Here is a 23,605-nt window from a genome sequence, read left to right on the forward strand (position 1 = left end):
CACACAAACAGGGGGTCCGTCCTCACTTGTGATTTTTGTGCGGTGCGATCGGCAGATCACCGGCTCCTGCCCCCCCACGCACCCCCTCTCGCCCACTCCTGCGAGTAGCTTGCGCTCACCTGCAAACAGTGTTTTTCTGGCGGTTCTGGTACCGCCGGAAGTACATGCGGCGGACCGCGGTTTTTATAGACGCCGACCACGTCGGCACATGAGGAGAAGCAATGGACGGAGATCGTGGTTTGACGGCACTGCTGCCGTCGGTGAAGGCATTCATCGGCTCGCCGCGCAAGGTTCTGATCGACGGCAAGTGGGTGTCGGCGAAGAACGGCAAGACCTTTGAAGTGTTCAATCCGGCGACGGGACAGGTGATCGGTCACGCAGCCGCTTGCGAGAAGGCCGACGTCGATGACGCGGTGAAGGCTGCGCGCAAGGCGTTCGACACCGGTCCCTGGACCAAGATGACGCCGTCCGAGCGTGGTCGGATCATCTGGAAGGTGGGCGATCTGATCCTCAAGTACACCGAGGAACTCGCGCAGCTCGAGTCGATCGACAACGGCAAGCCGATCTCCATCGCGCGCGCTGCCGACGTCGTGCTCGCTGCCGACATCTTCCATTACATGGCCGGCTGGGCGACCAAGATCGAGGGCAACTCGCTCTCGCTGTCGGTTCCCTACACCCCGGGTGTCGAGTATCAGGCGTTCACGCGCAAGGAGCCGGTCGGCGTCGTCGCGCAGATCATTCCCTGGAACTTCCCGCTGCTGATGGCCGCGTGGAAGCTGGCGCCGGTGCTGGCGTCGGGTTGCGTGGTCGTCATGAAGCTGGCCGAAGAGACCCCGATGTCGGGTCTGCGTCTGGCCGAGATCATGCAGGAAGCCGGCGTGCCGGACGGCGTGGTCAACATGCTGACGGGCTTCGGTGAGACCTGCGGCGCGCCGCTGGCCGGCCACCCGAACGTCGACAAGGTCGCGTTCACGGGTTCGACGGAAGTCGGCAAGCTGATCGTCAAGGCCGCGTCCAACGATCTGAAGAAGGTCACGCTGGAACTGGGTGGCAAGTCGCCCAACATCATTCTCGACGACGCGGATCTCGATGTTGCGATCCCTGGCGCCGCGATGGGCATCTTCTTCAACCATGGCCAGGCCTGCTGCGCGGGTTCGCGCCTGTTCGTCCAGGAAAAGATCTTCGACAAGGTCGTGCAGGGCATCGCCGACATCGGCAAGAAGATCAAGCTCGGGCCGGGCCTCGACCCGACCACCGAAATGGGTCCGATGGTCTCGCAGACCCAGTACGAGCGCGTCTCGGGCTTCCTGACCTCCGGCAACGAGCAGGGCGCCAAGGCCCTGTGCGGCGGCAAGCCGGTTTCCGGCAATGGCTACTTCATCGAGCCGACCGTGCTCGTCAACACCAACGACCAGATGAAGGTCGTGCAGGAAGAGATCTTCGGACCCGTTCTGACGGCCATGCCGTTCAAGAACGTCGATGAAGAGCTGATCCGTCGCGCGAACGACAGCCTGTACGGTTTGGCCGGTGGCGTGTTCAGCACGAACATCAGCCTCGCGCACAAGATCGCCAACCGCTTGAAGGCGGGCACGGTCTGGGTCAACTGCTACAACATCTTCGACGCCTCGATGCCGTTCGGCGGCTACAAGCAGTCGGGCTGGGGTCGCGAGATGGGCCACGAGGTGCTGAAGAACTACCTCGAGACCAAGTCGGTCTGCGTGTCGCTCGGCGGCAAGCTGTAAGCAGCACGATTCTTTCGAGTCGTACCGAAGGCCGCCCCGAGAGGGGCGGCCTTTTTCGTTTCCGTCGTCCGAGTGTCGAACGGTGCGGGAAGACCCCGGGGTGTCGCAGGCAACGGAGCGATGGAGGCGGGCCAAAATATTTTTTGCAGATCCGGCGCCGTGTGGAATTCAATTTCTGGTGCAAGCGATCGCCGCGTCGTGCGACGACGTGCACTTGGATGAGTCATCGGGCGCCGCGATGCACACGCACTGGGCGCCTTCGGACGATGGATGCACGCGCACCGAGCGCAACGAATGGGCGGCGCTCCGAAATGCAACTTTCGAGCTTCTTTTGAGGGCATTTCGCGTAGCGACAGCCTGACGCGACGACGGTCCGGAACGTGCAACCTTTGCGCGAGACGCTCCGTTTTTGCGAACGAGCGATCTGCTTCGTCGACATGCTCGCGACGGAGATCGTGTCATCTCACTCACGCGCCCTGGAGATTTTTTCATGCGACGTCACACGCTGTTTGCTGCTGCTGCCCTCCTTGCCCTTTCTGCGCCCGCGCATGCCGCGCCGCCCGCCCTGAACCTGCAGGCGCTCCATCTCGACGGCGTGATTCGCGATGTCGTCTTGCCGGTCGCCTTGCCGTTGGTGGGCAACCTGGTCGCCGACCTGGCCTCGTTGCACGCGCTCGATGCTCTGCATGGCCTCAACGGCCTTGTTCCTGGCCTTCTTTCCGGTGCGGCGCTGCCCCTGGCTGGCGCACTCACGCAAAACGGCTTGCCCGCACTGCCCGCACTCGATGGACTCGGCGGTGTGGTCAACGTCGTCGTTTCCGATGTGGCGTTGCCGGCGGTGGGCCAGGTCGTTCTGATCATCCGCTGATCTCGCGCTGAACCGATCGCCCGGCATGCGCCGGGCGATCTTGTCGTATGCGAATGCGAGGACTGCGCAGCGCGACGGATGCCGGATATTCCCGAGGCGACGAGTGCCTCGATCGAACCGGATAGGCGCGCCGGCCCGCGCTGCCCCACACTGCGCCCTGAACATCCGAACCCTGGGTCCGCAGCACTTGAGCATCCATCACAAGCAGATCCACATCAGCCGGCGCTCGCGCATCTGGACCACCCTCTTTCGCTGGTTCCTGAAGCCGATGCTGCGGCACATGATCCACGGCAGCTTCGAGAAGATCGCGCGTCAGCAGTTGCGTCTTGCCGGGATGTCCTGCCGCGATACGGCCGGGCTCGCGCAGGGCTATCGCATCGTCAATCGCGTGCCGGGCATGACCGTCGGCAACTTCGACGACCGCAGCAAGCCGCTGATCCTGTGGCTGCACGGCGGCGCGTTCATCCTGCCTGCGGTGCCGGCCGTGCACCTGCGACTGCTGGCGCTGCTGTGCAAGGAACTCGGCGCGGTCGGGTTCATGCCGGATTACCGGCTCGCGCCGTTCAACCGCTTCCCGGCGGCGCTCGATGATTGCGAGCGCGCGTACAGCGGCGTCATCGATCTCGGCTTCGATCCGGCGCGCATCGCCATCGGCGGCGACTCCGCCGGCGGCAACCTGCTGCTGGGCGTGCTGCAACGCGCGCGGCGCAAGGGCATTCCGATGCCGGCCTGCGTGCTGCCGGTGTCGCCGGCGACCGAGCTCGGACGCATCCACGGGCCGCCATCGCGCTATCAGCAGCGCCGTCGCGACGCCATCCTGCCCATCACCGCGCTGCAACGCGTCGACGATCTCTACGCCGGCGACTGGGACGCCTCGGACCCCGAACTCTCGCCGCTGTATGCGGATTACCGCGGGTTTCCGCCGATGCATTTCATCGTCGGCGCGGAAGAAGTCCTGGCCGATGATTCGATCATGGCCGCACAGCAGGCCGAAGCCGCGGGAGTCGACGTGCGCTGCGACGTCTGGCCGGTGCTGCCGCACGCCTTTCCGCTGTTCGAGCAGGTCTTCGCGGAGACCGCGGTGGTGCGCGCCGACATGGTCGAATTCCTCGGACGCCATCTGCGGCCTGCGCCGGTAGTGACGGCGCCGCCGGATCTGGACCTCGACCGCACCGTGATGGTGACAGCGAAGGATCTCGCCAAGCGCTAGCGATACGCGGGCAGGGTCGTCGCGCCTTCATGCATCATCCCGCGATGACTGCGGCCTTCCTCGTCTGCCCGCTCTGCGCAGGCCCGTTCGATATCCAGAACGGCGTCTGGCGCTGCACGGCAGGTCACACGTTCGACGTCGCCCGCGAGGGCTACGTCAATCTGCTGCCGGCGCACCACAAGCACAGCAAGGACCCCGGCGACCGGCCGGAGTCGCTGCAGGCGCGCCGCGCGTTCCTCGATGCGGGTCATTACGCGCCGCTGCGCGCCGCCCTCGTCGAGCGGCTCTCGGCCTTGCGGCCGACGGGCCTGCTCGATATCGGCTGCGGCGAGGGTTACTACACCGCGGCGATGGCGGCGCAGGCATCGACCACCGTCGGCCTGGATATCGCCAAGCCTGCGATCCGGCTCGCGGCCAAACGCCATTCCGGGATCACCTGGGTGGTCGGCAGCGGTGCGCGCCTGCCGGTGGCGAGCGAATCCGTCGACGTGATCTGCACGCTGTTCACGCCGCTGCACGAGGCCGAGATGGCGCGCGTGCTGCGCCCGGGCGGACGGGTGCTGATGGTGACGCCGGACGCGGCGCACCTGCATGACCTGCGGGCGGCGCTGTTCGATGTCGTCGAGCCGCACGAGCCGGAAAAATTCCGCAAAGGCTTCGAGCCGCTGTTCGAATTCGTGGATCAGCAGGCGGTCCGTTACCCGCTCGCGCTGTCGCCGCGCGACGTGAACCTGCTGCTGGAGATGACGCCCTACGCGTGGAAGGCGCGGCCGGAGCGGCGCGTCGAGCTCGAAGCGCGCGAAGCGGGGCTGCAGACCGAGGCCGCGTTCTCGATGCTGGAATTCACGAAGACGCCAGCGCCCGCTCGATGAACTGACGCGGCACCTTGGTCCGCGGCACGCGTTGCTCGAACCAGCCACGCACGTCCTGATCGAGCCCGAGCCCGTGCATGTAGTTGTAGAGCGCCTTGTTCAGCGCAACGCCCAGCGACGCGTGATCCACGCCACTCGGGTCGACGAAGTCGATGTCGTTCTTCGCGAATCGTCCGTCGGGCGGCGGTACCAGCGAGATGCCGTACTCCTGCGGCTCGCGTCCGACCGGCGAATGGACGGTGCAGGAAAAGCGATGGAAATACCCGGACTGGATGCAGCCCGCTTCGAACAGCTGGCGGACGTATTCGAGCGCATCGACCGTGTCCTGCACCGTCTGCGTCGGAAAGCCGTACATCAGGTACGCGTGCACCAGGATGCCGGCGTCGGAGAACGCACGCGTCACGCGCGCCACCTGGTCCACCGACACGCCCTTCTTCATCAGCTTGAGCAGCCGGTCCGAGGCGACTTCGAGCCCGCCCGAGATCGCGATGCAGCCGCTGTCGGCGAGTTCCTGGCACAGCGCCGGTGTGAATGATTTCTCGAAGCGGATGTTGCCCCACCAGGAGATCGAGACCTGCCGGCGGACCAGTTCGGCGGCCAGCGACTTCAGTCCTTTCGGTGGCGCGGCCTCGTCGACGAAGTGGAAGCCGGTCTGCCCGGTTTCGGCGACCACGGCCTGGATGCGATCGACCAGCGTCGTGGCGCTGGCGAGGTCATAGCGCGAGATGTAGTCGAGGCTGACGTCGCAGAAGCTGCACTTCTTCCAGTAGCAGCCGTGCGCCACCGTGAGCTTGTTCCAGCGCCCGTCCGACCACAGGCGGTGCATCGGGTTGAGCATGTCGAGCAGCGACAGGTACCGGTCCAGCGGCAGTCCGTCCCAGGTCGGCGTCCCGACATCGTTGAACGGCACGTCCAGCTCGCCGCAGTCGATGTAGCGCACGGCACCTGTCTCGTCCCGAAGAAACGTGCGGGACAGGCGCTCGCGCGGACGCTGTTCGCGCAGATGCTCGAGCAGCGACAGCAGCGGGCGCTCGCCGGCGTCGAGCGTCACGTAGTCGAAGTAATCGAACACGCGTGGTTCGGCCAGCTCGCGCAGCTCGGTGTTGACGTAGCCGCCGCCGAGCACGGTGACGATCCGCGGGTCATGCGCCTTGAGACTCTGCGCGATCCGGAATGCCGCGTAGACCGCGCCGGGGAAGGGTACCGAGATCAGCACGAGGTCCGGCGCATGGCGAGAGACCGCCTCGAGCGTCAGCGTGTGCAGCGTCTGGTCGACCAGCGTGGGAGGCGCGGCGAGCGCCTGCGCCATCGGTTCGAAGTGGGGCTGACTTTGCGCCAGCGATTCCGCGTAACGCACGAACTCGAAGCGCGGATCGACGGTGTCGCGCAGCACGTCGGCCAGGTTGTTGAGATAGAGCGTGGCCAGGTGCCGCGCCCGGTCTTGCGCACCCAGCGCGCCGAAGGCCCAGGCCAGCGGATCGCCGCCGTCTTCGTCGACATAGATGTCGAGCGAGGCGAAGCGCGGACCTTCGGGCAGGAAGCGGCGGCTGCAGATGCGATGGGCGATGGTCGGATCGCGCGTCTGCAGGAAGGCCAGCGTGACCGGCAAGGTCGCGCGATAGCGCTCGAAGGCGTCCAGGAAATGCTGGACGCCGGGGCTGCGCTTGCGCTCGGCCTGCGCGAGCGCTGCCGTCCGGATCTGTTCCAGGCCGTCCGGCGAGAACAGTCGCAGCACCAGCGCGAGCGCCAGGTCTTCCTGGTGCGCATCGACACCCCGCGAGCGCAGGAAGCCGGTCAGGTAGGCGGTGGACGGGTAGGGCGTGTTGAGCTGCGTCATCGGCGGGATGACGGACAGGACACGCGGAGACGCGAAGGGCATGGCGCGCATCCTGCCATTCCTGCGCACCAAAGTAGCTGTAGCCCGGACGAAGTCCGGGGTCCTGCTTGCGGATGGGAGCCCCCCGGACTTCGTCCGGGCTACGAGGGCATCGGTGCCGCGGCCCGTTAGAATGCGGGCCCCTTTCGCATTCCCCGCCGCCCCGAGGCGGCTCATTCCATGACCGAGTCCGCAACTCCCGAGAGTGTCGTCATCGTCGGTGCCGGCCAGGCCGGTGGCGAGACCGCCGCCGAACTGCGCCGCCAGGGCTACACGGGGCGCATCACCATCGTCGGCGAAGAGCCGCACGTGCCGTACAAGCGCCCGCCGCTGTCGAAGACCTACCTCTCCGGCGCCGCCACCAAGGAATCGCTGTATGTGCTGTCGGCGGCGGCCATGGAGAAGGCCACCATCGAGTTCATCGGCGGCGTGCGCGCCATCGCGATCGACCGCGCCGGCAAGACGCTGACCTTGTCGGACGGCCGCAAGCTGCCTTACGGCAAGCTGATGCTGGCCACCGGTGGCCGGCCGCGCCTGCTGACGATTCCGGGCGCCGACCTGCCCAACATCCACGTCGTGCGCGGCATCGCCGATGTCGACGCCATCCGCGAGCAATTCGTCGCCGGCAAGCGCCTGGTGATCGTCGGCGGTGGCTACATCGGACTGGAAGTGGCTGCGGTCGCGACCAAGGCCGGCCTGAAGGTCACCGTGCTGGAGAGCATGCCGCGCGTGCTGCAGCGCGTGACAGCGCCGGAGATGTCGGCCTTCTACGAGAAGGTGCACCGCGAAGCCGGCGTCGACGTGCGCACCGGCGTGCAGCTCGCCGGTTTCGAACAACAGGGCGACGCGATCCACGTGAAGCTGGTCGGTGGTGACGTCGAGGGCGATCTGGTGATCGTCGGCATCGGCCTGATCGCCAACACCGAGCTGGCGGCGGACGCCGGGCTCGAGGTGGACAACGGCATCGTCGTCGACGAGTTCACGCGCACGGCCGATCCAGATATCCACGCCGCCGGCGACTGCACGGTGCATCCGAGCGAATTCCTCGGCCGCCGCGTGCGCCTCGAGTCGGTGCAGAACGCGATGGAGCAGGGTCGCGCCGGCGCATCGAACATGCTGGGCAAGGCCACCAAGTACACCAACGTGCCCTGGTTCTGGTCCGACCAGTACGACCTCAAGCTGCAGATGGTCGGCATGTCGACGGGCTACGACCAGGTCGTGCTGCGCGGCGACCCGGCCAAGCGCAGCTTCGGCGCGTTCTATCTCAAGGATGGCCACCTGATTGCCGTGGACACCGTCAGCCGTCCGCAGGAATTCATGCTGGCGAAGAAGATGGTGGCGCTGAAGGTCAAGGTCGATCCGGCGAAGCTGGCCGACGAGACGATTCCGATGAAGGACCTCGTACCAGCCGCCTGACCGTAGCCCGGGTGAAACCCGGGGTTGCGCTCCGTATGTGAGGGGAATCCCGGGTTTCACCCGGGCTACGAGGAAGTCACACGGGAAGGGACGCGCATGACCGATGCCCCTCAGCCGACTGCACCGGCCGCGGTCTCGTTCCCCGAGGCCCTGCGCTGGTGGTTCAAGCTCGGCTGCATCAGCTTCGGCGGGCCGGCCGGACAGATCGCGATCATGCATCGCGAACTCGTCGAGACGCGTCGCTGGATCTCCGAAAACCGGTTCCTGCACGCGCTGAACTACTGCATGTTGTTGCCGGGCCCCGAGGCGCAGCAGCTGGCGACGTACATCGGCTGGCTGATGCACGGCGTGCGCGGCGGCATCGCCGCGGGCGCGCTGTTCGTGCTGCCCTCGCTGATCCTGCTGATCGCTTTGTCCGTCGCCTACGTGAATCTCGGGGCGCCGCTCGCGGCGGACCTGCTGTACGGCATCCGGCCAGCGGTGGTGGCGATCATCGCGTTCGCCGCGTGGCGCATCGGCTCCAAGGTGCTGCGACAGAAATGGCTGTGGCCGGTGCCGGTCGCGGCGTTCGTTGCGCTGTACACGCATGTCCCGTTTCCCGCCGTCATCGTGGCAGCGGCCTTGTACGGCTGGCTGTTGCGCGAGCGGCTCGGCAGCGCGGCGGCGCAGCACGCGGCGACGGCTGCGCATCGGCCCGCGCTGATCGACGACGACACGCCGACACCCCCGCACGTGGCTTACTCGTCGTCGCGGCTCGTCGTGATCCTGCTGTTCGGCGTGCTGCTGGCCGGCACCGTGTACGCGTCGCTCGCCGCGCTGTACGGCTTCGACTCGCTGTTCAACGCGATGGGCCTGTTCTTCGGCAAGGCGGCGCTGGTGACCTTCGGCGGTGCCTACGCCGTGATGCCCTACGTGTTCCAGGGCGCGGTCGTGGGCCATGGCTGGCTGAGTGCGACGCAGATGATGGACGGCCTGGCGCTCGGCGAGACGACGCCGGGGCCGCTGATCATGGTGGTCGCCTTCGTGGGCTTCATGGGCGGCTGGAACGGCATGCCCGCCGAACCGCTCGCGGCAGGGCTGATGGGCGCCTGCGTCGCCAGCTTCTTCACGTTCCTGCCGTCCTTCATCTTCATCTTCGCCGGCGCCCCCTGGGTCGAGCGCACGCGCGGAAGTTTCCGGCTCGCGGGTCCGATGAGCGCGATCACCGCGGCGGTCGTCGGCGCGATCTTGTCGCTCGCGCTGTTCTTCGCGGCGCACGTGTTCTGGCCGCAGCCGGGTGTCGATGTCGTGGCGATGGCGATCGCCGTCGTCGGCTGGGTCGCGCTGTGGCGCAACTGGCTCGGAATGATTCCGCTGATCGTGCTCAGCGCGGCGGTGGGCGCGGCGTATCGGCTCCTGGGTTGATCCTCGATCGGAGTGACCATCCCGGACTTCGTCCGGGCTACGGGGGCCGCCATCCGCACGACTCACCCATTTGCAGCATGTAGTGCTGTTCCCCGCTGTCTAGTCTGCGATCTGTCCGGACGTCCGCCCTGCACAAGGGAGCGGACGCATAACCAGGAGTGAGGATCGATGGGTGCAGCGCTGGCCGAGGAACGCCTGGTGTCGGTGGACTCGCACGTGCATTTCACCGACGAGTGGGTGAAGGCGCGCCTGCGCAAGCCGATGCACGCGGTGTGGGACGAGGCCAATGCGAAGGCCGAGGTCCATGCCGCGAAAGTGTTGCGCGGTGGACAGAAGCAGCTCGAGCTCGAGGACTTCGTCGATCCCGAAGCCGCGCGCGATCCGGGCCACTTCACGCCGGAAGGAAAGCTCGCGGCGATGGATCGCGACGGCGTCTTCGCCGAGGTGATCTTCCCGGAACTGGCCGGCGCCAAGATCGTGAATCCCGCGTTGATGGGCGACGACTGGAAGGAAGTCTTCCGCGGCTACAACGAGGCGATGGCCGACTTCGCGTCGCATGATCCGAAGCGGCTGATGACGGCGTATCAGTTGCCGCTGTACGACATCGATTTCGCGGTCGAGGAAGTGGAGCGGCTGGCGCGCGACAAGCAGGCTCGCTGTGTGCAGCTCACGCCGTTCCCGGCGGACCTGGGCCTTCCTGACGTCTATCACGAGCGCTACGAGCCGCTGTGGAAGATCATCGAAGAGACGGGTCTCACGGTCCTGAACCATCTCGACCTGAAGAAGGAACTCTGGGACGTGTTCCGCCGTGATCCGACGCCACAGAAGGGCATCTTCACGGGCCTTGCGTGGGCGCCGCTGGCGGAAGCGATCTGCATGTGGATCCTCACCGGCACGCTCGAGAAGTATCCGAAGATGAAGGTGCTGTTCGTCGAGCCGGGCCTGGGCTGGCTGCCGTGGTTCTTCCAGGCGCTGCTCGACCCGCGCATGCACCAGCACTACGAATTCCCGGGCGTGAAGCGGCCGCCGTCGGAGACGTTCAAGGCGCAATGCGGCGCGACGTTCATGTACGAACCGCAGGGCCTGAAAGCCTGCTACGACTACTTCGGACCAGACTGCCTGTACTGGTCCACCGACTTTCCGCATCCCGCGACCTGCTGGCCGAACTCGCGCAGCCAGGTGGTCAGCCAGTTCGCGGAAGCGGGCATCCCGCAGGCGGATCGCGTGAAGATCACGTCGGGGAACGCGATGCGGACGTTTGGGTTGGGCTAAGGGTTTTCATCCCCGAGTCAGGTTTTCACCGCAAAGGCGCAAAGGGAAAAGAAAGGGCACAAAGGAAAGAAAAGATTGATGGAGCGAAGAAAAAGTCGAGGATTGAGAGCAGATTCGAGATGTTCGGGCACCGTTCTCTTCACCTCTAGAGTTTTTCTTTGCGTCCTTTCTTTTCCCTTTGCGCTCTTGCGTTGAATATTTTTGCTATTCAGGAGCATCGCAATGGCTGGCGTACTTGACGGACTCAAGGTCCTCGATCTCACCTCCGGCATCGCCGGCCCGATGGCCACGATGCTGCTCGGCGACAACGGCGCCGACGTCATCAAGATCGAACCGCCGGGTGGTGATCCCGCCCGAAAAACCGAAGGCCCGCATCGGCTCGGCTACACGGTCTGGCAGCGCGGCAAGCGCAGCGCGTTCCTGGATCTGACCCACGTCGAGGACAAGAAGGCTTTCCTCGCGCTCGCGAGCACGGCCGACATCCTCGTCGAGTCCTCCGTGCCTGGAGAAACCGCGAAGCTCGGCATCGACTACGCGACGTTGAGCGCCGCGAATCCGCGCCTCGTCTACTGCTCGATCACCGGCTACGGTCGCGACACCGCGCATAGCCAGCGACCCGCGGTCGATGCGTTGGTGCAGGCGCGTACCGGCCTGATGTTCGAGCAGCGCGGTTGGGCCGAGGGCGCGCTCAATCACATGAACGGGCTGCCGGATCCGTTTCCGGATCTCGAGATTCCGCAGGACCAGGTCCAGGGCGCGCCGCGTCCCGGTCCGCTGTTCGTCGCCTCGCAGTGGCCGAGCCTGGGCGCGTTCTTCACGGCGAGCCTCGGCATCGCCGCCGCGCTGCGGGCGCGCGAGCAGACCGGTCGCGGCCAGTGGGTCGAGACCTCGCTGATGCAGGGCGCCTTCGCCGGCGCCGCGGGTGTGTGGCAGCGCGCGGAGAAAGTGGACGCCGCCGGCTTCGACACCTGGATCCTGAATTCGAAGTCGTCCAAGGGCCACTTCCAGGCCAAGGACGGCAAGTGGCTGCACAACTGGGTGCCCAATCCGCGCTTCATCCTGCAGGCCGCGGAAGGCGACACGTTGAACGCGTCGCCGGACCTGACGGTGCAGAACGATCCGGATCGCTTCGGCACCGGCCCCGAGGAAATTCTCGTGATGTCGCACTACCAGCCGATCCTCGCCGAGGCCGTCGCCAAGTTCCCGGTGAAGGACTGGATCGAGGCCGCGGCCGTCGCCGAGATGACGATGCAGCCGGTGCGCAGCATCGAAGAGTCGCTCGCTGATCCGGCCTTCCTCGAAGACGGCTGCGTGCGCGAAGTGAACGATGCCGAACTGGGCACGATCCGCACGGTGGGCAACGCGTTCAACATGAGCCTGACGCAGGGCAAGCCCGGCGCCGCGCCAGTGAAGCCGGGTGCGAACACCGCCGAGGTGAAAGCGGAGGCCGCGAAGATCATCGCCGAAGCGAAGGCCGCCAAACCCGCCCGCGACAAGAAGATCAAGGCGCCGCTCGACGGCATCGTCGTGCTGGATCTGGGCCTGGCGATCGCCGGTCCGTTCGGCACGCAGCTGCTGAGCGATCTGGGCGCGACGGTGATCAAGATCAACGGCCTGTTCGACCTGTTCTGGCATCGCGTGCACATCGCGTACATGGCCAACCGCGGCAAGAAGTCGATCACGCTGAACCTGAAAGATCCGCGTGCGATGAAGATCCTGCTGGATCTCGTCGCCAAGGCCGACGTCGTGCAGCACAACATGCGCTACGACGCGGGAGAGCGACTGAAGATCGACTACGAGTCGCTGAAGAAGCTCAATCCGAAACTGATCTACGCGCACTCGCGCGGCTTCGAGCGCGGCGTGCGTGCGGGCCTGCCCGGCAACGACCAGACCGGCGCCTGCCTGTCCGGCATCCAGTTCGAGGATGGCGGCATGGGACGAGGCGAGGGCGGCCACCCGATGTGGAGCTTCACCAGCTTCGGCGATACCGGCAACGGCTTCCTGTCCGCGACGGCGATCTGCAACGCGATCTATCACCGCGACCGCACCGGCGAAGGCCAGTTCGTCGATACCTCGATCATCAACGCCGCGCTGCTCAACACCAGCTATGCCGTGGCCAAGCCCGATGGCAGCGGCTTCGCGCGTCCGCGCATCGACGGCATGCAGCTCGGCTTCTCCGCGGGGCATCGGCTGTACGAAACCGCCGACGGATGGATCTGCGTGGCGCTGAGCACCGATGCGCACTGGAGCGCGCTGATCGGTGTACTCGGTTTGTCGGCCGATCTGCGCAAGCAGGACGACGCAGCGCAGGCACGGCTCATTGGCGACGCCATCCATCCGCTGAGCGTCAGCGCGGCATTCGAGAAGCTCGATGCGGCCAAGGTACCGGTCGAGATCGTCGATCCGGAATTCTCGCGTCGCCTGCACGATGACGCCGAGTTCTCGCAGCGTCGCTGGACCGTGTCCTATCCGCACCCGGTCGTCGGCAAGCTCGACCAGATCGGCCTGCTGTTCGATCTCTCCGATACCCCCGGCGTGATCCAGGGACGCCCGCTGCTGGTCGGTGAGCACACCAAGGAGATCCTGGGCGGCCTGGGTTACGACGAGGAACAGATCAAGACGATGGAAGAGCAGATGGCGATCGGTTTCGCCGGCATGCCGCGCATGCCGCCGCGACCTGCGGCGGCGCAGGCCGGGGCGCCCAAGCCCGGCATGGCGAGCCTGCTGGAAAAGGAAGCGAAGAAGTAGTTGGTGGGGCCAGCGTAGCCCGGACGAAGTCCGGGGTTACGTTCTGCAAAGCGAGACCCCGGACTTCGTCCGGGCTACTTCGAGTGCCTCAGCTTGCGACAGCGTCGGCCGGCGGCGGATAGCGCTTCAGCAGCGCCTCGCGCTTCGACGGGTGCAGGTTGGCGAGCCGCAGATCCCCGCGATAGTGGGCGACGACGCGCTTGTCCATCAGCCAGAACCACAGGAACGGGAAGTAGGCGATCGGGATCAGCGTGGCGTAGCCGGACGGCAGCTGCGGGCTCTCGTCGAAATGGCGCAGCGACTGGTAGCGGCGCGTCGGGTTGGCGTGGTGATCCGAGTGACGCTGGAGCTGGTACAGCAGCAGGTTGGTGACGGTGTTGTTGCTGTTCCAGGAATGCGTGGGCTGCACGCGCTCGTAGCGTCCGTCCGCCGTCTTCTGCCGCAGCAGGCCGTAGTGCTCGAGGTAGTTCACGACTTCCAGCAGCGCCAGTCCGAACAGGGCCTGCGCAATCAGGAACGGCAGCACCGCCCAGCCGAGCCAGACCGTCAGCGCGCCGAACAGCAGCACCGTCATGCTCCAGGCCTGCAGGTTGTGATTGCTCCAGTGCCAGACGGACTTGCCGTCGCGTTCCAGGCGCTGCGCTTCCAGTTCCCAGGCCGAACGCAGGCTGCCCATCACGGTGCGCGGCAGGAAGGCCCAGAAGGTCTCGCCCATGCGGGAGCTGGCAGCGTCTTCCGGCGTGGCGGCGCGCACGTGGTGGCCGCGGTTGTGCTCGACGAAGAAATGTCCGTACGCGACCGGCGCGAGCGTCAGCTTCGCCAGCCAGCGCTCGAGCGCTTCCTTCTTGTGCCCCAGCTCGTGCGCGGTGTTGATGCCGACGCCGTTGATGATGCCGATGGTCGTCACGAGACCCGCGATTTCCCACCAGGCCAGCGTACCGCTGACCGCGACCCAAGCGCCCAGCACCGTCGCGGCCCACTGCAGCGGGATGTACGCGTAGACGATCCAGCGGTAGTACGGGCGCGACTCGAGCTGCGCGACGATAGCCTCCGGCGGGTTGCTGGTGTCGTCGCCGATCAGTGCGTCGAACACCGGGATGACGCCGTAGAACACGACCGGGCCGAGCCACCACAGCCAGCCGAAGCCGGTGAGCTGGGTCAGTCCGAAGAAGATGAAGGGCAGGCTGGGCGCGAGCAGCCCCAGCATCCACAGCGGCTTCTTGCTGTCGGTCCAGTTTGGTGTATCGAGGGTCGCGGTCGTCATGTGTGCTCTCCAGTTCGCCGTGCGCAAGGCAGGTTCGATGGACAGATAGTGGACGCGCGGAGCCGACGCCCCTTGTCATTTTCCGTCGATGTGTTGTCCTATTCCGCCATGTCGACCGCGTCCCCCTATCTGCCGGCCCGCTACTACGCCCTGCTGCTGACGCGGCTGGTGCAGTGGGGCGTCGACGTTCCGGCCTTGCTGCGGGACGCCCAGATCGACCCGGCCACGCTGGCCTCGCCGGATGGCCGCTTCCGGCCCGAGCAGGTCGACCGGCTCGTGGTGCTGGCCACCGAGCGCTCGGGGCGCACCGACCTGGGTTTCGAATTGGGACGCCTGCTCAAGCTCAGTTCTCACGACATCCTGGGCTACGGCATGTTGAGCAGCCCCACGGTGGACCAGGCCCTCAAGCTGGTCTCGCGCTATTTCAGCCTGATCACGCCGACCTACACGCTGCGTTACCGCTGCGACGACAAGATCGCCGAGGCGCTGGTGCTGCCGCAGCTGGCGCTCAGCGCACGGGTGCGCGAGGTGCATCTCGAGGCGATCGCCGTGGCGTTCTACGAGCACGTGCGCAGCCTGCTGTCGGGGGATCTGCCGGCCTGCAACATCTACCTGTCGTTCGAGGCGCCCGCGCACGTCGCGCGCTACCGCGAACTCGGCGCCGCGGTGGTGCATTTCGGCCAGCAGAATCTTCCGGGCGCGCGCATCGTGCTCGAGCGCGACGTCGTCATGCGGCCGCTGGCGATGGCGGACGACAACGCGCTGCGCCTGGCCCGCAGTCGCTGCGATGCCCTGCTGAGCCAGATCACGCAGGGCGCGCGCTTGTCGGACTGGGTGCAGATGATGTTGCGCGAGGCTGCCGACGGCCAGCCCAAGCTCGAAGAACTGGCGCAGATCCTCAATCTGTCCGCGCGCACGCTCGAACGCCGCCTGGCCGATGAACAGAGCAGCTTCCGCGATCTGGGCCGGCGCGCGCGCTACGAGCGCGCCTGCGAGCTGTTGCGTGGCGGCCGACTGAGCATCACGCAGATCGCCTATCAGCTCGGGTACACCGACGTGGCGAATTTCACGCGTGCGTTCCGCCGGGAGGCGGGGATGTCGCCGAGCGCGTTCGTCACGGGCGCGGAGCTCTCTTCGTCGATCCCGTAGCCCGGACGCAGTCCGGGATCCCCCTCGAATACGGAGCGCGACCCCGGACTGCGTCCGGGCTACGTTGCTCGATCGGAGGGCCGCGCCGCCTCGTTCAAGTGATTCCCGCGCGCGGCCGGCCTGTCTATCGTGGACGATCCAAAAAACCAGAACCTAGGGAGGAACGCCAATGCGCCCCACCGATCTCTTGCGACGCTGCCTGCTGGCCTTCGGCCTGCTGATGACCTGCGCCGTTCATGGCGCCGAGTTCTCGGGTCGCGTGGTGAGCGTCGGTGACGGCCGGGGGATCGCCCAGGCGATGGTCACGCTGTCCTTCCCCGACGGCTACCGCGGGCCCGCGGCGATCACGGTGTTCAGCGGCGCCGACGGCAGCTACCGCATCTCGAGCGACAGCCTGCCCGACGCGGGCAAGCTCAGGCTGCGTGCGAGCAAGCCCGGCTTTCACCAGGTCGAGCCCGCGGACGGCGTGCCTCAGATGAAGTCGCGCAAGGCGGGCGAGGCGCCGACGGCGGCGATCTACCTGCAGTCCAGCGACAACATCGCCGCCGAGGTTCCGGCGTCGGCCTGGTTCGCCGGCATGCCGGCGGGCGACGAGCGCAACCTCACGATCACGAGCTGCTCGAGCTGCCACCAGATGGCCAGCCCGCGTGCGCGCGAATACGCGGCCAAGATCGAAGCGGTCAGCAATGGTCCGGGCGGCGACAAGAAGGCGGTGGAGGAGTGGCGCAAGATCGTTCGCCACGAGGCCTGGCGCACCGTCGTCAAGTACATGCGCTCGAAGCACTACTCGGTCTTTCCGCTGGAAAGCCCGGTGAATCTCGACGCCATCGACTGGGCGACGGCGCAGAACGCCGACTACAACTTCTTCAACGGCCCCCAGGGTGAAGTGATCGCGAAGTACCTGGCGGATCATTTCCCGAAGCAGACCGTGTATCTGTCGCGTGACGATTACAGCTACGGCGCGCCGCTGGGCGTCACCGACAAGACCGTGATCCGCGAGTTCTCGTTTCCGAAGGATGCGCTGGTGCGCGAAATGGTCCCGGCTCCGGGATCGCCGTATTACTGGGGTGCGGATGTGCGGCGCAACTTCGTCGTGCGCCTGGATCCGTCCAACGGCGAGACCAAGTGGTTCGCACCGGACTTCAAGGGATCCACCGGGCCGCACACGATCGCGCCCGACGACGACGGCAACCTGTGGGTGTCGATGATCGACAACGACCAGTTCGGGCGCTTCGATCCCAAGACCGAGAAGTGGAAGCTGTGGACGCTGCGCCCCACCAACCTGCCGGACACCGCGGCCATGGCCGGCGGCGCCATCGTCCACGACTTCTCGATCGATTCGAAAGGGCACATGGCGCGGGACAAGTACGGCAACCTCTGGGTGACACTGGTGGGATCCAACCAGATGGGATCCCTCAATCCGGACACCGGCGAGGTCGCGTTCTACGACACCAACAAGGTCGAAGGCCTGAGCGCCATCAATCACCTGATCTATGGGACGGTGCTGCCGGCCGACGGCAAGTGCGCCTGGTACTCGCAGCTCAATGGCAACGTCGGCTGCATCAACACCAAGACCCACAAGATCGACCATGTCGTTCCGTTCCCCGCGGGCGTGGGGCCGCGGCGCATGACCCGCGACAACCAGGGCAACCTGTGGGTCGCGCTGTTCGGCAGCGGACAGGTTGCGAGGATCGACATGGCGACCGCCAAGGTGACGGCGACCTTCGATCTTCCAGACCGCGCCTCCGCCCCGTACGCGGTGAGCTGGGACGAGCGTCGCAAGACGATCTGGGTGGCCAATGCGAACAGCGACGTGGTCTATCGCCTGGATCCGAAGACCGGTGCGAGCCAGGTCTTCCCGCTGCCGCGCCCGCTGGCCTATCTGCGGCAGATCGCGGTCGACGGCAAGACCGGCAAGCTGATCGCGTCGTACGGCAACTACCCCGAAGGCTCAGGCCCTTCGATGGGCGTCGTGATCGATCCGGGCGATTGACCGTCCGCTCGAACAGAAGACCCAGAACAGGAATTCGATATGACGACGCTCATCACCCGATCCCCATTTCACGGCTTGGCCGCAGCCACGCTGCTGGCCGCCTTTTCGTTCTCCTTCGCCGCGCATGCGGAGGCTGAACTCGATGCGGCGCAGGCCAAGAAGCTGTTCAACGCGCGGGGCTGCAACGCCTGCCACGGTGCGGAAGAGCAGCGCATCGGCCCGTCCTACCAGGTGATCGCCATGCGGTACTCCGGCGAGTACGCGACCGACGCCGTGGGCCTGGTCGAAAAGCTCGCGACCAAGATCCGCTATGGCGGTACGGGCGCGTGGGGCATGGTTCCAATGATCAGCAATCCGACGATCTCGCAGGTGGAAGCCGAGTCGATCAGCCGCTGGATCCTGAGCCTCAAGCCGCCGGCTCCGCAGTAGCCCGGGCGAAGCCCGGGACGGCGCTGGATATTCAAAGAGAACCCCGGGTTTCACGCGGGCTGCTTTCTATTTCTTGATCGCGCGCGTCATCAGGAACGACTGGTGTACGCGGTTGCCGCGGTAGTACTGCGAAACGATGGCCTCGACCTTCGCGCGAAACTCCGCGAGCTTGGCCGGTTGGTCGGCCAGGACCTGCGCGAGCTTCACGAACGGCGCCGCGGTGAGTTCCATGTTGGTGCGGTAGTGCCGCACGCTCAGCGCCGGGATCGTCATCTCTTCGCGGCCGAACTCGATTCCGGTGACGGCATCGCCGAGCCGCTCGCGCACGGTCTCCACGTTGCCCCAGGCGGTCGACGGCGGCACGCCGGCCGGAGGCGGCAGGTAGGAACCGACGAGATCGAATAGCCGGCCGATCGCGAGCTCCGGCGGCCAGGTCGAGAAGGCGATGCGTCCGCCCGGCCTGAGCACGCGCAGCATCTCGCGCGTCACGACCTCGGGCCGCGGCGCGAACATGTGACCGAACTGGCTGAGCACGACGTCGAAGCAGGCGTCGGGATAGGGCAGGGCTTCGGCGTCGCCCTCGACGAAGTCGATGTCGGCTTCGATGAGCGCCGCGTTGCGCCGGGCGTCCACCAGCAGTGCGGGCGACAGGTCCAGGCCTCGCACCCGCGCTCCCGTTCTCGCCGCCGTGATCGCCACCACCCCCGTGCCGCAGGCGACGTCGAGCACCTCCTGTCCGGATTTCACGTCCGCGAAATCCACGAGCATGGCCGCGGCCGGTGTCGTGAAAGCCGCCAGCGGCGAGAACAGGCCCCAGCCCTCTCGCTGCGCGGCCTTGAGCGGGGCGAATGGATCGGTGCTCATGTGCAGGCTCCTCCGCGCGGCTGGAAACCGGTGCGCGTGGGTACAGCCTACGCCTTGAGCGGGATCGCCTGAATCATCGGTTCGGGTTGCGGGATGCGGACCGTGCCGACCGGCGGATGCACCAGCGCCAGCCGTGCTTCCGATTCGGGTCCCTTCACGAAGGCGTTCCAGCACACCTGCGTGTAGCTCTTGTCGACGACCGCGCCCAGCGCCTCGATCTCGGGTTCGAGCCGGCGATGCAGGTCGACGAGGTTGTACCAGGGCACGCGCGGGTAGACGTGATGCCCGATGTGCCAGTTGATGTTGTTCCAGAAGTAGCTGTGCAGGCGGTTGGACGTGATCGTGCGCGTGCCCATCAGGTTGCCGCGATTCCACGGCGTCTCGTAATGCTCGGCGATGAACCGGAACGAGTTGAACAGCGAGAAGAACAGCAGCGGGAACAGCCACACCGCCAGGAACTCGCCGAGCACGTCGTGCGAACGGGCCCAGAAGATCAGGCTGATGTAGAGGGCGGCCTTGAGCCCGTTCTCGAACAGGTGGATCGCCCACTGGCGCAGGCCGAACGCCTTGATCGGGTAGATCAGCGTGAAGTGGAGGGCCGTGAGCAGGCCGCCGATGAAGAAGTACAGGTAGAACACCGCGAAGTCGGCGATCCCGCGCTGGCCCATCGTGAAGGCGTCGGGGTCCTTCGGCGAGCGGTTGTGCCGGTGGTGCTGGAGATGGTCTTCCTTGAACGCGATGAACGACACCATCAGGGGCAGCATCGCGACCGTCCCGAAGACCTGGTTCTGCCAGCGGCGCGGGAACAGCGAATCGTGGGTGGCGTCGTGCATGAACGTGACCACGCTCATCCACAGGTAGCCCAGCGCCACGTAGATCGGCCAGTCCACATAGAGCGACTCGCTGTGCCAGGCCAGCCAGGTCAGCAGGACCATCAGGCAGACGAACCACGTGAACTTCACCACGCTCACGAGCGGCCGGAGCCTCATGAACTGCTGAAGCTCCTCGCGGGAGAGGTGTGGACGCGGCGGTGTGGACATAGGACGTGTCGGCAAAATGCAGACAAGCGTCCGCGTCTCTGCAATATACAGGTTCCGTGCCCGTTCCTTTCAAAGAGCTTTCAGCGCCGATTTCGAGCCTGTCCCGCAGCTCGGGTTCGAAGTCGTGCTTCAGACCGGAGCGGCGATCGCGGCCTCGCCGTCTGCCGATGGATCAGCACCGCACGGAAGTGGGGCACACGGGGCTGCCCGCATGGACATCGGGTTCGATCGCAGCCCAGGATGGGTCAGGCTCCACCGGCGTCCTTGCGAACGACGACGGCGGGCCCCGCGATCCATACGAACGAAGGGAGAAAAGCTCATGAAGCGTCAGGGATTCAAATTTTTGGCGGTGCTGGGCGTGGCGCTGTGCTCGATGACGGCTATCGCCGCCGACGCCACCCCCGCTGCCGCCGTGCCCGCCGCGGCCCCGGCGGCTTCCGGGCCGCTCGCGGTGACAAGTCCCCGGCTGTACGCGCTCGATTGCGGCGCGATCAAGGTCGGCGACATGGCCGGCTTCTCCGACATCGGCGATCAGGACGGGCAGGTGAAGAATTTCGTCGTCCCGTGCTTCGTCATCGCCCATCCCAAGGGCATCCTGGTCTGGGATGCCGGCCTGAACGACGGACTGGCGGAGCAGAAGGGCGGCGTCGATCACGGTGTTTTCCATCTCAGCGTGAAGACCACGTTGGCCAGCCAGCTCAAGACGATGGGACTGGCGCCCACCGACGTGACGTATCTGGCGTTCTCGCACATGCACTTCGATCACACCGGCAACGCAGGGATGTTCACGGCCTCGACGACCTGGCTGATGAATCGCGGCGAGCTGGCGTGGGCCTTGAGCGACCCGGCGCCGTTCGGCGTGAGCGCTGAAAACCTGGCGGCCGCCAAGACCGTGAAATCCGAGATGTTCGTCGGCGATCGCGATGTGTTCGGTGACGGCTCGGTCCGCATTCTGTCCTCGCCGGGTCACACGCCGGGCAGCGCGGTGCTGATGCTTCAGCTCAAGAAGGCGGGCCCGGTGATCCTGTCCGGCGACCTGTACCACACGCTTCACAATCTCGAGAAGCACCGCGTGCCGTCGTTCAACACCAGCCGCGCCGAAACGGTGGCTTCATTCGATCGCGTGGATTCGATCGTCCGCAACAAGAAGGCGCGACTCGTCGTGCAGCATTCGCCGGAGCACTTCGCGAAGCTGCCCAAATTCCCGGCCTACCTGGATTGAGACGAACGAGGATCGGCGTGCCGATGCTCTGGCAGGACGAAAAAACGAGGGCGGGGGGCGCATCCACGCGCCGCCCTCGTGGTTTCCGCGCGCCATGAGCCCGGAATCCGGCCGCAGCGTTTCTCGGATCAGCCGACGACGAGGGGCATGCTGAACCTGAATTGCGTTCGGCCTTCCGCGCTGGACAGTTCGATCTTCCCGCCGTGGCTGCGTGCGATCTCGGCGGCGATGTAGAGCCCCAGCCCCAGTCCGCTCTGGTTGCGCTGCGGATCGCCACGAACGAACGGCTCGAAAATCCTCCGCTGCAACTCCACCGGGATCGGCATGCCGTGATTGCTGACCGACAGGGCCAGCATGTCGTCCGCCACGCGTGCCGTGACCTGGACCGGCGAACCTGGCTCGCCGTGCGTCATCGCGTTGGATACCAGGTTGCCGAGCAGCTGCGCGATGCGCGGCGCGTCGCAGCGCACGAGCCCGGGCAGATTGATCGACACGTCGAGTGGACGGGTCGGGTGATTGAGCTGGATTTCGGTCGTGACCTGCCGCAGCAGACCGGCGAGCAGATCGGTGTTCTCCATCGACAACGGAATGCCCGTTCCGAGCTTGCCGCGCGCGAAATCGATGACGTCATCGACCAGGCTGGCCATGCGATTGCAGCTACGCCGGATCACCGAGATCATCGTGCGCGCCTTGGGATCGGTGGCGCTGGCCTCGAGGACTTCGGCGCTGATGCCGATCGAGTTCAGCGGATTGCGCAGATCGTGTCCGAGAACGGCGACGAAGCGGTCGCGCAGCAAGGCGTCCTCGCGCGCGGCATCGAGTTCCCGCGTCCTGCGCCCGATGGTGTCGTCGGCATCGAGATGGGCGGCAATCAGCTGAGCGAACAGCGTGAGCGTGCGGATCGTCGGGGGATCCTCGACGGGACGCGGCTGCGGATCCAGGCCGCACAGCGTGCCGAAGAATGAGCCATCCGCTCGCACGATCGGCAGCGAGACATAGCTCTCGAAGCCGTAGAGCCGGGGCGTCGCGTGCTGACAGAACTCGGGATGCTGGCTGGCGTGGCCGAAGATGATCGCCTGCTGCTGCTGACGCACCTCGTTGCAGAGCGTCGTGTGCAACGGCAGTTCCTGCCCGGGCTCGAGGCCGAACGCCAGCTGATCGTTGACGGCGCAGGCCGTCCACGTGGTGTCGGTGACGCGGGCCACGGCTGCAAAACGCATACCGGTCAGCGTGATCATCAGCTCGAGGATCGTCGGCACGACGCAGATGCGGCGGATCGCCTGGATGTCGAGGGTGACGTCGCTCATGACGTGATCTTACCGTCGACGGATGATCCCCAGCGTCATGCGCCTGCCGAGCGTGCGCCTGGTGCCCTTGGCGCCGCTCAATACGATCTGAAGACGCTTCTCTCCGGTTGGCCTGATCAGGGATCGGTCGGCGCCTGGTGTCTTTTCCAGGCCCGGAATGTGGCGGCGCCGATGCTCTGATGAAAAGCGACGGCGCCGGGACGCCGTCACCCGCTGGGGTTCAGAACCCCATCCGCAGTCCGATGCGAAGATCTTCCAGCTTTTCGTCGGCATCGACGTGATCCAGCTCCAGATCCGTCACGCGGTACTCGATGAAGCCGCCGACCATTCCAGGCTGGATGCTGACGCCGACCTTGTATTCCATGCCGTCGAGGTCATCGAGATCGACACGCCCGATCTCGGCATAGCCGCGAAACATGCCGGTCCCGATCATGCCGCCGGCGTGGATGCCGAAGCCATCCTGCTCGTCCGAGCCGCCATCGACATCGTCGATCTCGAGATCAGCATCGAAGTTGACGTACTCGGCACGAAGCCAGGCGCCGGCGTTGCGCTCGTTGAGGAAACGATAGCCCAGACCGACGCGGAAGCTGCGGGTGTCGGCATCGGCGTCGAAGCCGCCGATGTTGCCGTCCAGCTTGTTCGACTGGATCTCGCCGGTGAACAGGCCGATCTCGTTGCCCAGCCAGAATGCCAGGCCACCACCGCCGCCATCGATGCTGGCCTTGTCACCCCCGGATTCGACTTCGAAGTCGAGGCTCGAGAAGTACAGATCCATGTGGTTGCCCAGAGGATCTTTCGTTTCCGCGGCCGATGCTCCCTGTGCCACGCAAAGCGCCACGACCGCGTACGCGATTCTTTTCATCGATTGCTCCCCCTTGGTGTTTTTAGCGAAGTGAGCCCGTGCAAGTGCCGTCATCCGCGACGGCCCA

At 66.0% G+C, this 23,605-nt stretch carries 18 protein-coding genes; 12 read left to right on the top strand and 6 right to left on the bottom strand.

Annotation, left to right across the window (positions count from 1 at the left end; genetic code table 11):
- Positions 1-221 precede the first annotated feature (221 nt).
- From DFR24_RS03110 to DFR24_RS03125, 4 genes are all read left to right on the top strand, one after another.
- Positions 222-1,742 (top strand): aldehyde dehydrogenase family protein, encoded by a 1,521-nt coding sequence (locus DFR24_RS03110; RefSeq protein WP_133879878.1) that lies wholly within the window; start codon positions 222-224, stop codon positions 1,740-1,742.
- A gap of 490 nt (positions 1,743-2,232) precedes the next feature.
- A complete protein-coding gene (locus tag DFR24_RS03115; RefSeq protein WP_133879879.1) occupies positions 2,233-2,610 on the top strand; it encodes a hypothetical protein in 378 nt (125 codons plus the stop codon).
- A gap of 187 nt (positions 2,611-2,797) precedes the next feature.
- The gene (locus DFR24_RS03120; RefSeq protein ID WP_162851005.1) at positions 2,798-3,820 is read left to right on the top strand and encodes an alpha/beta hydrolase; all 1,023 of its coding nucleotides are present in this window, start codon (positions 2,798-2,800) and stop codon (positions 3,818-3,820) included.
- A gap of 44 nt (positions 3,821-3,864) precedes the next feature.
- Positions 3,865-4,692 carry a putative RNA methyltransferase gene (locus tag DFR24_RS03125; protein WP_133879881.1) on the top strand — a complete coding sequence of 276 codons (828 nt, stop codon included), beginning with the start codon at positions 3,865-3,867 and terminating at the stop codon, positions 4,690-4,692.
- On the opposite strand, the gene DFR24_RS03130 is transcribed toward DFR24_RS03125, so the two are convergent.
- Positions 4,664-6,571, bottom strand: a complete 1,908-nt coding sequence (locus tag DFR24_RS03130) for a B12-binding domain-containing radical SAM protein (RefSeq protein WP_133879882.1) — start codon at positions 6,569-6,571, stop codon at positions 4,664-4,666. The genes DFR24_RS03125 and DFR24_RS03130 overlap by 29 nt on opposite strands.
- A gap of 177 nt (positions 6,572-6,748) precedes the next feature.
- On the opposite strand from DFR24_RS03130, the gene DFR24_RS03135 reads away from it, so the two are divergent.
- From DFR24_RS03135 to DFR24_RS03150, 4 genes are all read left to right on the top strand, one after another.
- Positions 6,749-7,984 carry an NAD(P)/FAD-dependent oxidoreductase gene (locus tag DFR24_RS03135; RefSeq protein ID WP_133879883.1) on the top strand — a complete coding sequence of 412 codons (1,236 nt, stop codon included), beginning with the start codon at positions 6,749-6,751 and terminating at the stop codon, positions 7,982-7,984.
- Between the two features lie 96 nt (positions 7,985-8,080).
- On the top strand, positions 8,081-9,388 hold the full coding sequence (chrA, locus tag DFR24_RS03140; protein ID WP_133879884.1) for a chromate efflux transporter: 1,308 nt from the start codon (positions 8,081-8,083) through the stop codon (positions 9,386-9,388).
- 168 nt (positions 9,389-9,556) lie between these two features.
- Positions 9,557-10,660 carry an amidohydrolase family protein gene (locus tag DFR24_RS03145; protein ID WP_133879885.1) on the top strand — a complete coding sequence of 368 codons (1,104 nt, stop codon included), beginning with the start codon at positions 9,557-9,559 and terminating at the stop codon, positions 10,658-10,660.
- Positions 10,661-10,882: 222 nt separating this feature from the next.
- Positions 10,883-13,408 (top strand): CaiB/BaiF CoA transferase family protein, encoded by a 2,526-nt coding sequence (locus DFR24_RS03150; protein WP_133879886.1) that lies wholly within the window; start codon positions 10,883-10,885, stop codon positions 13,406-13,408.
- An 88-nt stretch (positions 13,409-13,496) separates the two neighbouring features.
- Here DFR24_RS03150 and DFR24_RS03155 read toward each other — a convergent pair whose 3' ends face one another.
- Positions 13,497-14,672: an alkane 1-monooxygenase gene (locus DFR24_RS03155; protein ID WP_133879887.1), complete on the bottom strand. Its 1,176-nt coding sequence runs from the start codon at positions 14,670-14,672 to the stop codon at positions 13,497-13,499.
- 72 nt (positions 14,673-14,744) lie between these two features.
- Between DFR24_RS03155 and DFR24_RS03160 the strand changes: the two genes are divergently transcribed.
- From DFR24_RS03160 to DFR24_RS03170, 3 genes are all read left to right on the top strand, one after another.
- Positions 14,745-15,821 (top strand): AraC family transcriptional regulator, encoded by a 1,077-nt coding sequence (locus tag DFR24_RS03160; protein WP_133879888.1) that lies wholly within the window; start codon positions 14,745-14,747, stop codon positions 15,819-15,821.
- 169 nt (positions 15,822-15,990) lie between these two features.
- Positions 15,991-17,814, top strand: coding sequence for a virginiamycin B lyase family protein (locus tag DFR24_RS03165; protein WP_133879889.1), 1,824 nt, complete (start codon positions 15,991-15,993; stop codon positions 17,812-17,814).
- A gap of 39 nt (positions 17,815-17,853) precedes the next feature.
- Positions 17,854-18,243, top strand: a complete 390-nt coding sequence (locus DFR24_RS03170) for a c-type cytochrome (RefSeq protein WP_133879890.1) — start codon at positions 17,854-17,856, stop codon at positions 18,241-18,243.
- A gap of 66 nt (positions 18,244-18,309) precedes the next feature.
- Here DFR24_RS03170 and DFR24_RS03175 read toward each other — a convergent pair whose 3' ends face one another.
- Positions 18,310-19,107, bottom strand: a complete 798-nt coding sequence (locus tag DFR24_RS03175) for a class I SAM-dependent methyltransferase (protein ID WP_133879891.1) — start codon at positions 19,105-19,107, stop codon at positions 18,310-18,312.
- 47 nt (positions 19,108-19,154) lie between these two features.
- The gene (locus tag DFR24_RS03180; protein WP_162851006.1) at positions 19,155-20,096 is read right to left on the bottom strand and encodes a fatty acid desaturase family protein; all 942 of its coding nucleotides are present in this window, start codon (positions 20,094-20,096) and stop codon (positions 19,155-19,157) included.
- A gap of 370 nt (positions 20,097-20,466) precedes the next feature.
- Here DFR24_RS03180 and DFR24_RS03185 point away from each other — a divergent pair, with 370 nt between their 5' ends.
- Complete coding sequence (locus tag DFR24_RS03185) at positions 20,467-21,369, top strand: N-acyl homoserine lactonase family protein (RefSeq protein WP_162851007.1); 903 nt, start codon at positions 20,467-20,469, stop codon at positions 21,367-21,369.
- 128 nt (positions 21,370-21,497) lie between these two features.
- Here the strand turns inward: DFR24_RS03185 and DFR24_RS03190 are convergent, their stop codons facing one another.
- Both DFR24_RS03190 and DFR24_RS03195 read right to left on the bottom strand, forming a co-directional pair.
- The gene (locus tag DFR24_RS03190; RefSeq protein WP_133879894.1) at positions 21,498-22,676 is read right to left on the bottom strand and encodes a GAF domain-containing sensor histidine kinase; all 1,179 of its coding nucleotides are present in this window, start codon (positions 22,674-22,676) and stop codon (positions 21,498-21,500) included.
- A gap of 220 nt (positions 22,677-22,896) precedes the next feature.
- Positions 22,897-23,538, bottom strand: coding sequence for an outer membrane beta-barrel protein (locus DFR24_RS03195; protein ID WP_133879895.1), 642 nt, complete (start codon positions 23,536-23,538; stop codon positions 22,897-22,899).
- Positions 23,539-23,605 lie beyond the last annotated feature (67 nt).

Origin of the sequence: Panacagrimonas perspica, from assembly GCF_004364935.1 — a bacterium.
Taxonomy (GTDB): Bacteria; Pseudomonadota; Gammaproteobacteria; order Nevskiales; family Nevskiaceae; genus Panacagrimonas; species Panacagrimonas perspica.

Excerpts from the sequence above, each read along its gene's own strand:
- DFR24_RS03130 (WP_133879882.1), bottom strand. The coding sequence starts at position 6,571 with ATGCCCTTCGCGTCTCCGCGTGTCCTGTCCGTCATCCCGCCGATGACG.
- DFR24_RS03190 (WP_133879894.1), bottom strand. The coding sequence starts at position 22,676 with ATGAGCGACGTCACCCTCGACATCCAGGCGATCCGCCGCATCTGCGTC.
- DFR24_RS03165 (WP_133879889.1), top strand. The coding sequence starts at position 15,991 with ATGCGCCCCACCGATCTCTTGCGACGCTGCCTGCTGGCCTTCGGCCTG.
- DFR24_RS03185 (WP_162851007.1), top strand. The coding sequence starts at position 20,467 with ATGAAGCGTCAGGGATTCAAATTTTTGGCGGTGCTGGGCGTGGCGCTG.
- DFR24_RS03150 (WP_133879886.1), top strand. The coding sequence starts at position 10,883 with ATGGCTGGCGTACTTGACGGACTCAAGGTCCTCGATCTCACCTCCGGC.
- DFR24_RS03170 (WP_133879890.1), top strand. The coding sequence starts at position 17,854 with ATGACGACGCTCATCACCCGATCCCCATTTCACGGCTTGGCCGCAGCC.
- DFR24_RS03155 (WP_133879887.1), bottom strand. The coding sequence starts at position 14,672 with ATGACGACCGCGACCCTCGATACACCAAACTGGACCGACAGCAAGAAG.
- DFR24_RS03195 (WP_133879895.1), bottom strand. The coding sequence starts at position 23,538 with ATGAAAAGAATCGCGTACGCGGTCGTGGCGCTTTGCGTGGCACAGGGA.
- DFR24_RS03110 (WP_133879878.1), top strand. The coding sequence starts at position 222 with ATGGACGGAGATCGTGGTTTGACGGCACTGCTGCCGTCGGTGAAGGCA.
- DFR24_RS03145 (WP_133879885.1), top strand. The coding sequence starts at position 9,557 with ATGGGTGCAGCGCTGGCCGAGGAACGCCTGGTGTCGGTGGACTCGCAC.
- DFR24_RS03175 (WP_133879891.1), bottom strand. The coding sequence starts at position 19,107 with ATGAGCACCGATCCATTCGCCCCGCTCAAGGCCGCGCAGCGAGAGGGC.
- chrA (WP_133879884.1), top strand. The coding sequence starts at position 8,081 with ATGACCGATGCCCCTCAGCCGACTGCACCGGCCGCGGTCTCGTTCCCC.
- DFR24_RS03125 (WP_133879881.1), top strand. The coding sequence starts at position 3,865 with ATGACTGCGGCCTTCCTCGTCTGCCCGCTCTGCGCAGGCCCGTTCGAT.
- DFR24_RS03115 (WP_133879879.1), top strand. The coding sequence starts at position 2,233 with ATGCGACGTCACACGCTGTTTGCTGCTGCTGCCCTCCTTGCCCTTTCT.
- DFR24_RS03135 (WP_133879883.1), top strand. The coding sequence starts at position 6,749 with ATGACCGAGTCCGCAACTCCCGAGAGTGTCGTCATCGTCGGTGCCGGC.
- DFR24_RS03180 (WP_162851006.1), bottom strand. The coding sequence starts at position 20,096 with ATGAGGCTCCGGCCGCTCGTGAGCGTGGTGAAGTTCACGTGGTTCGTC.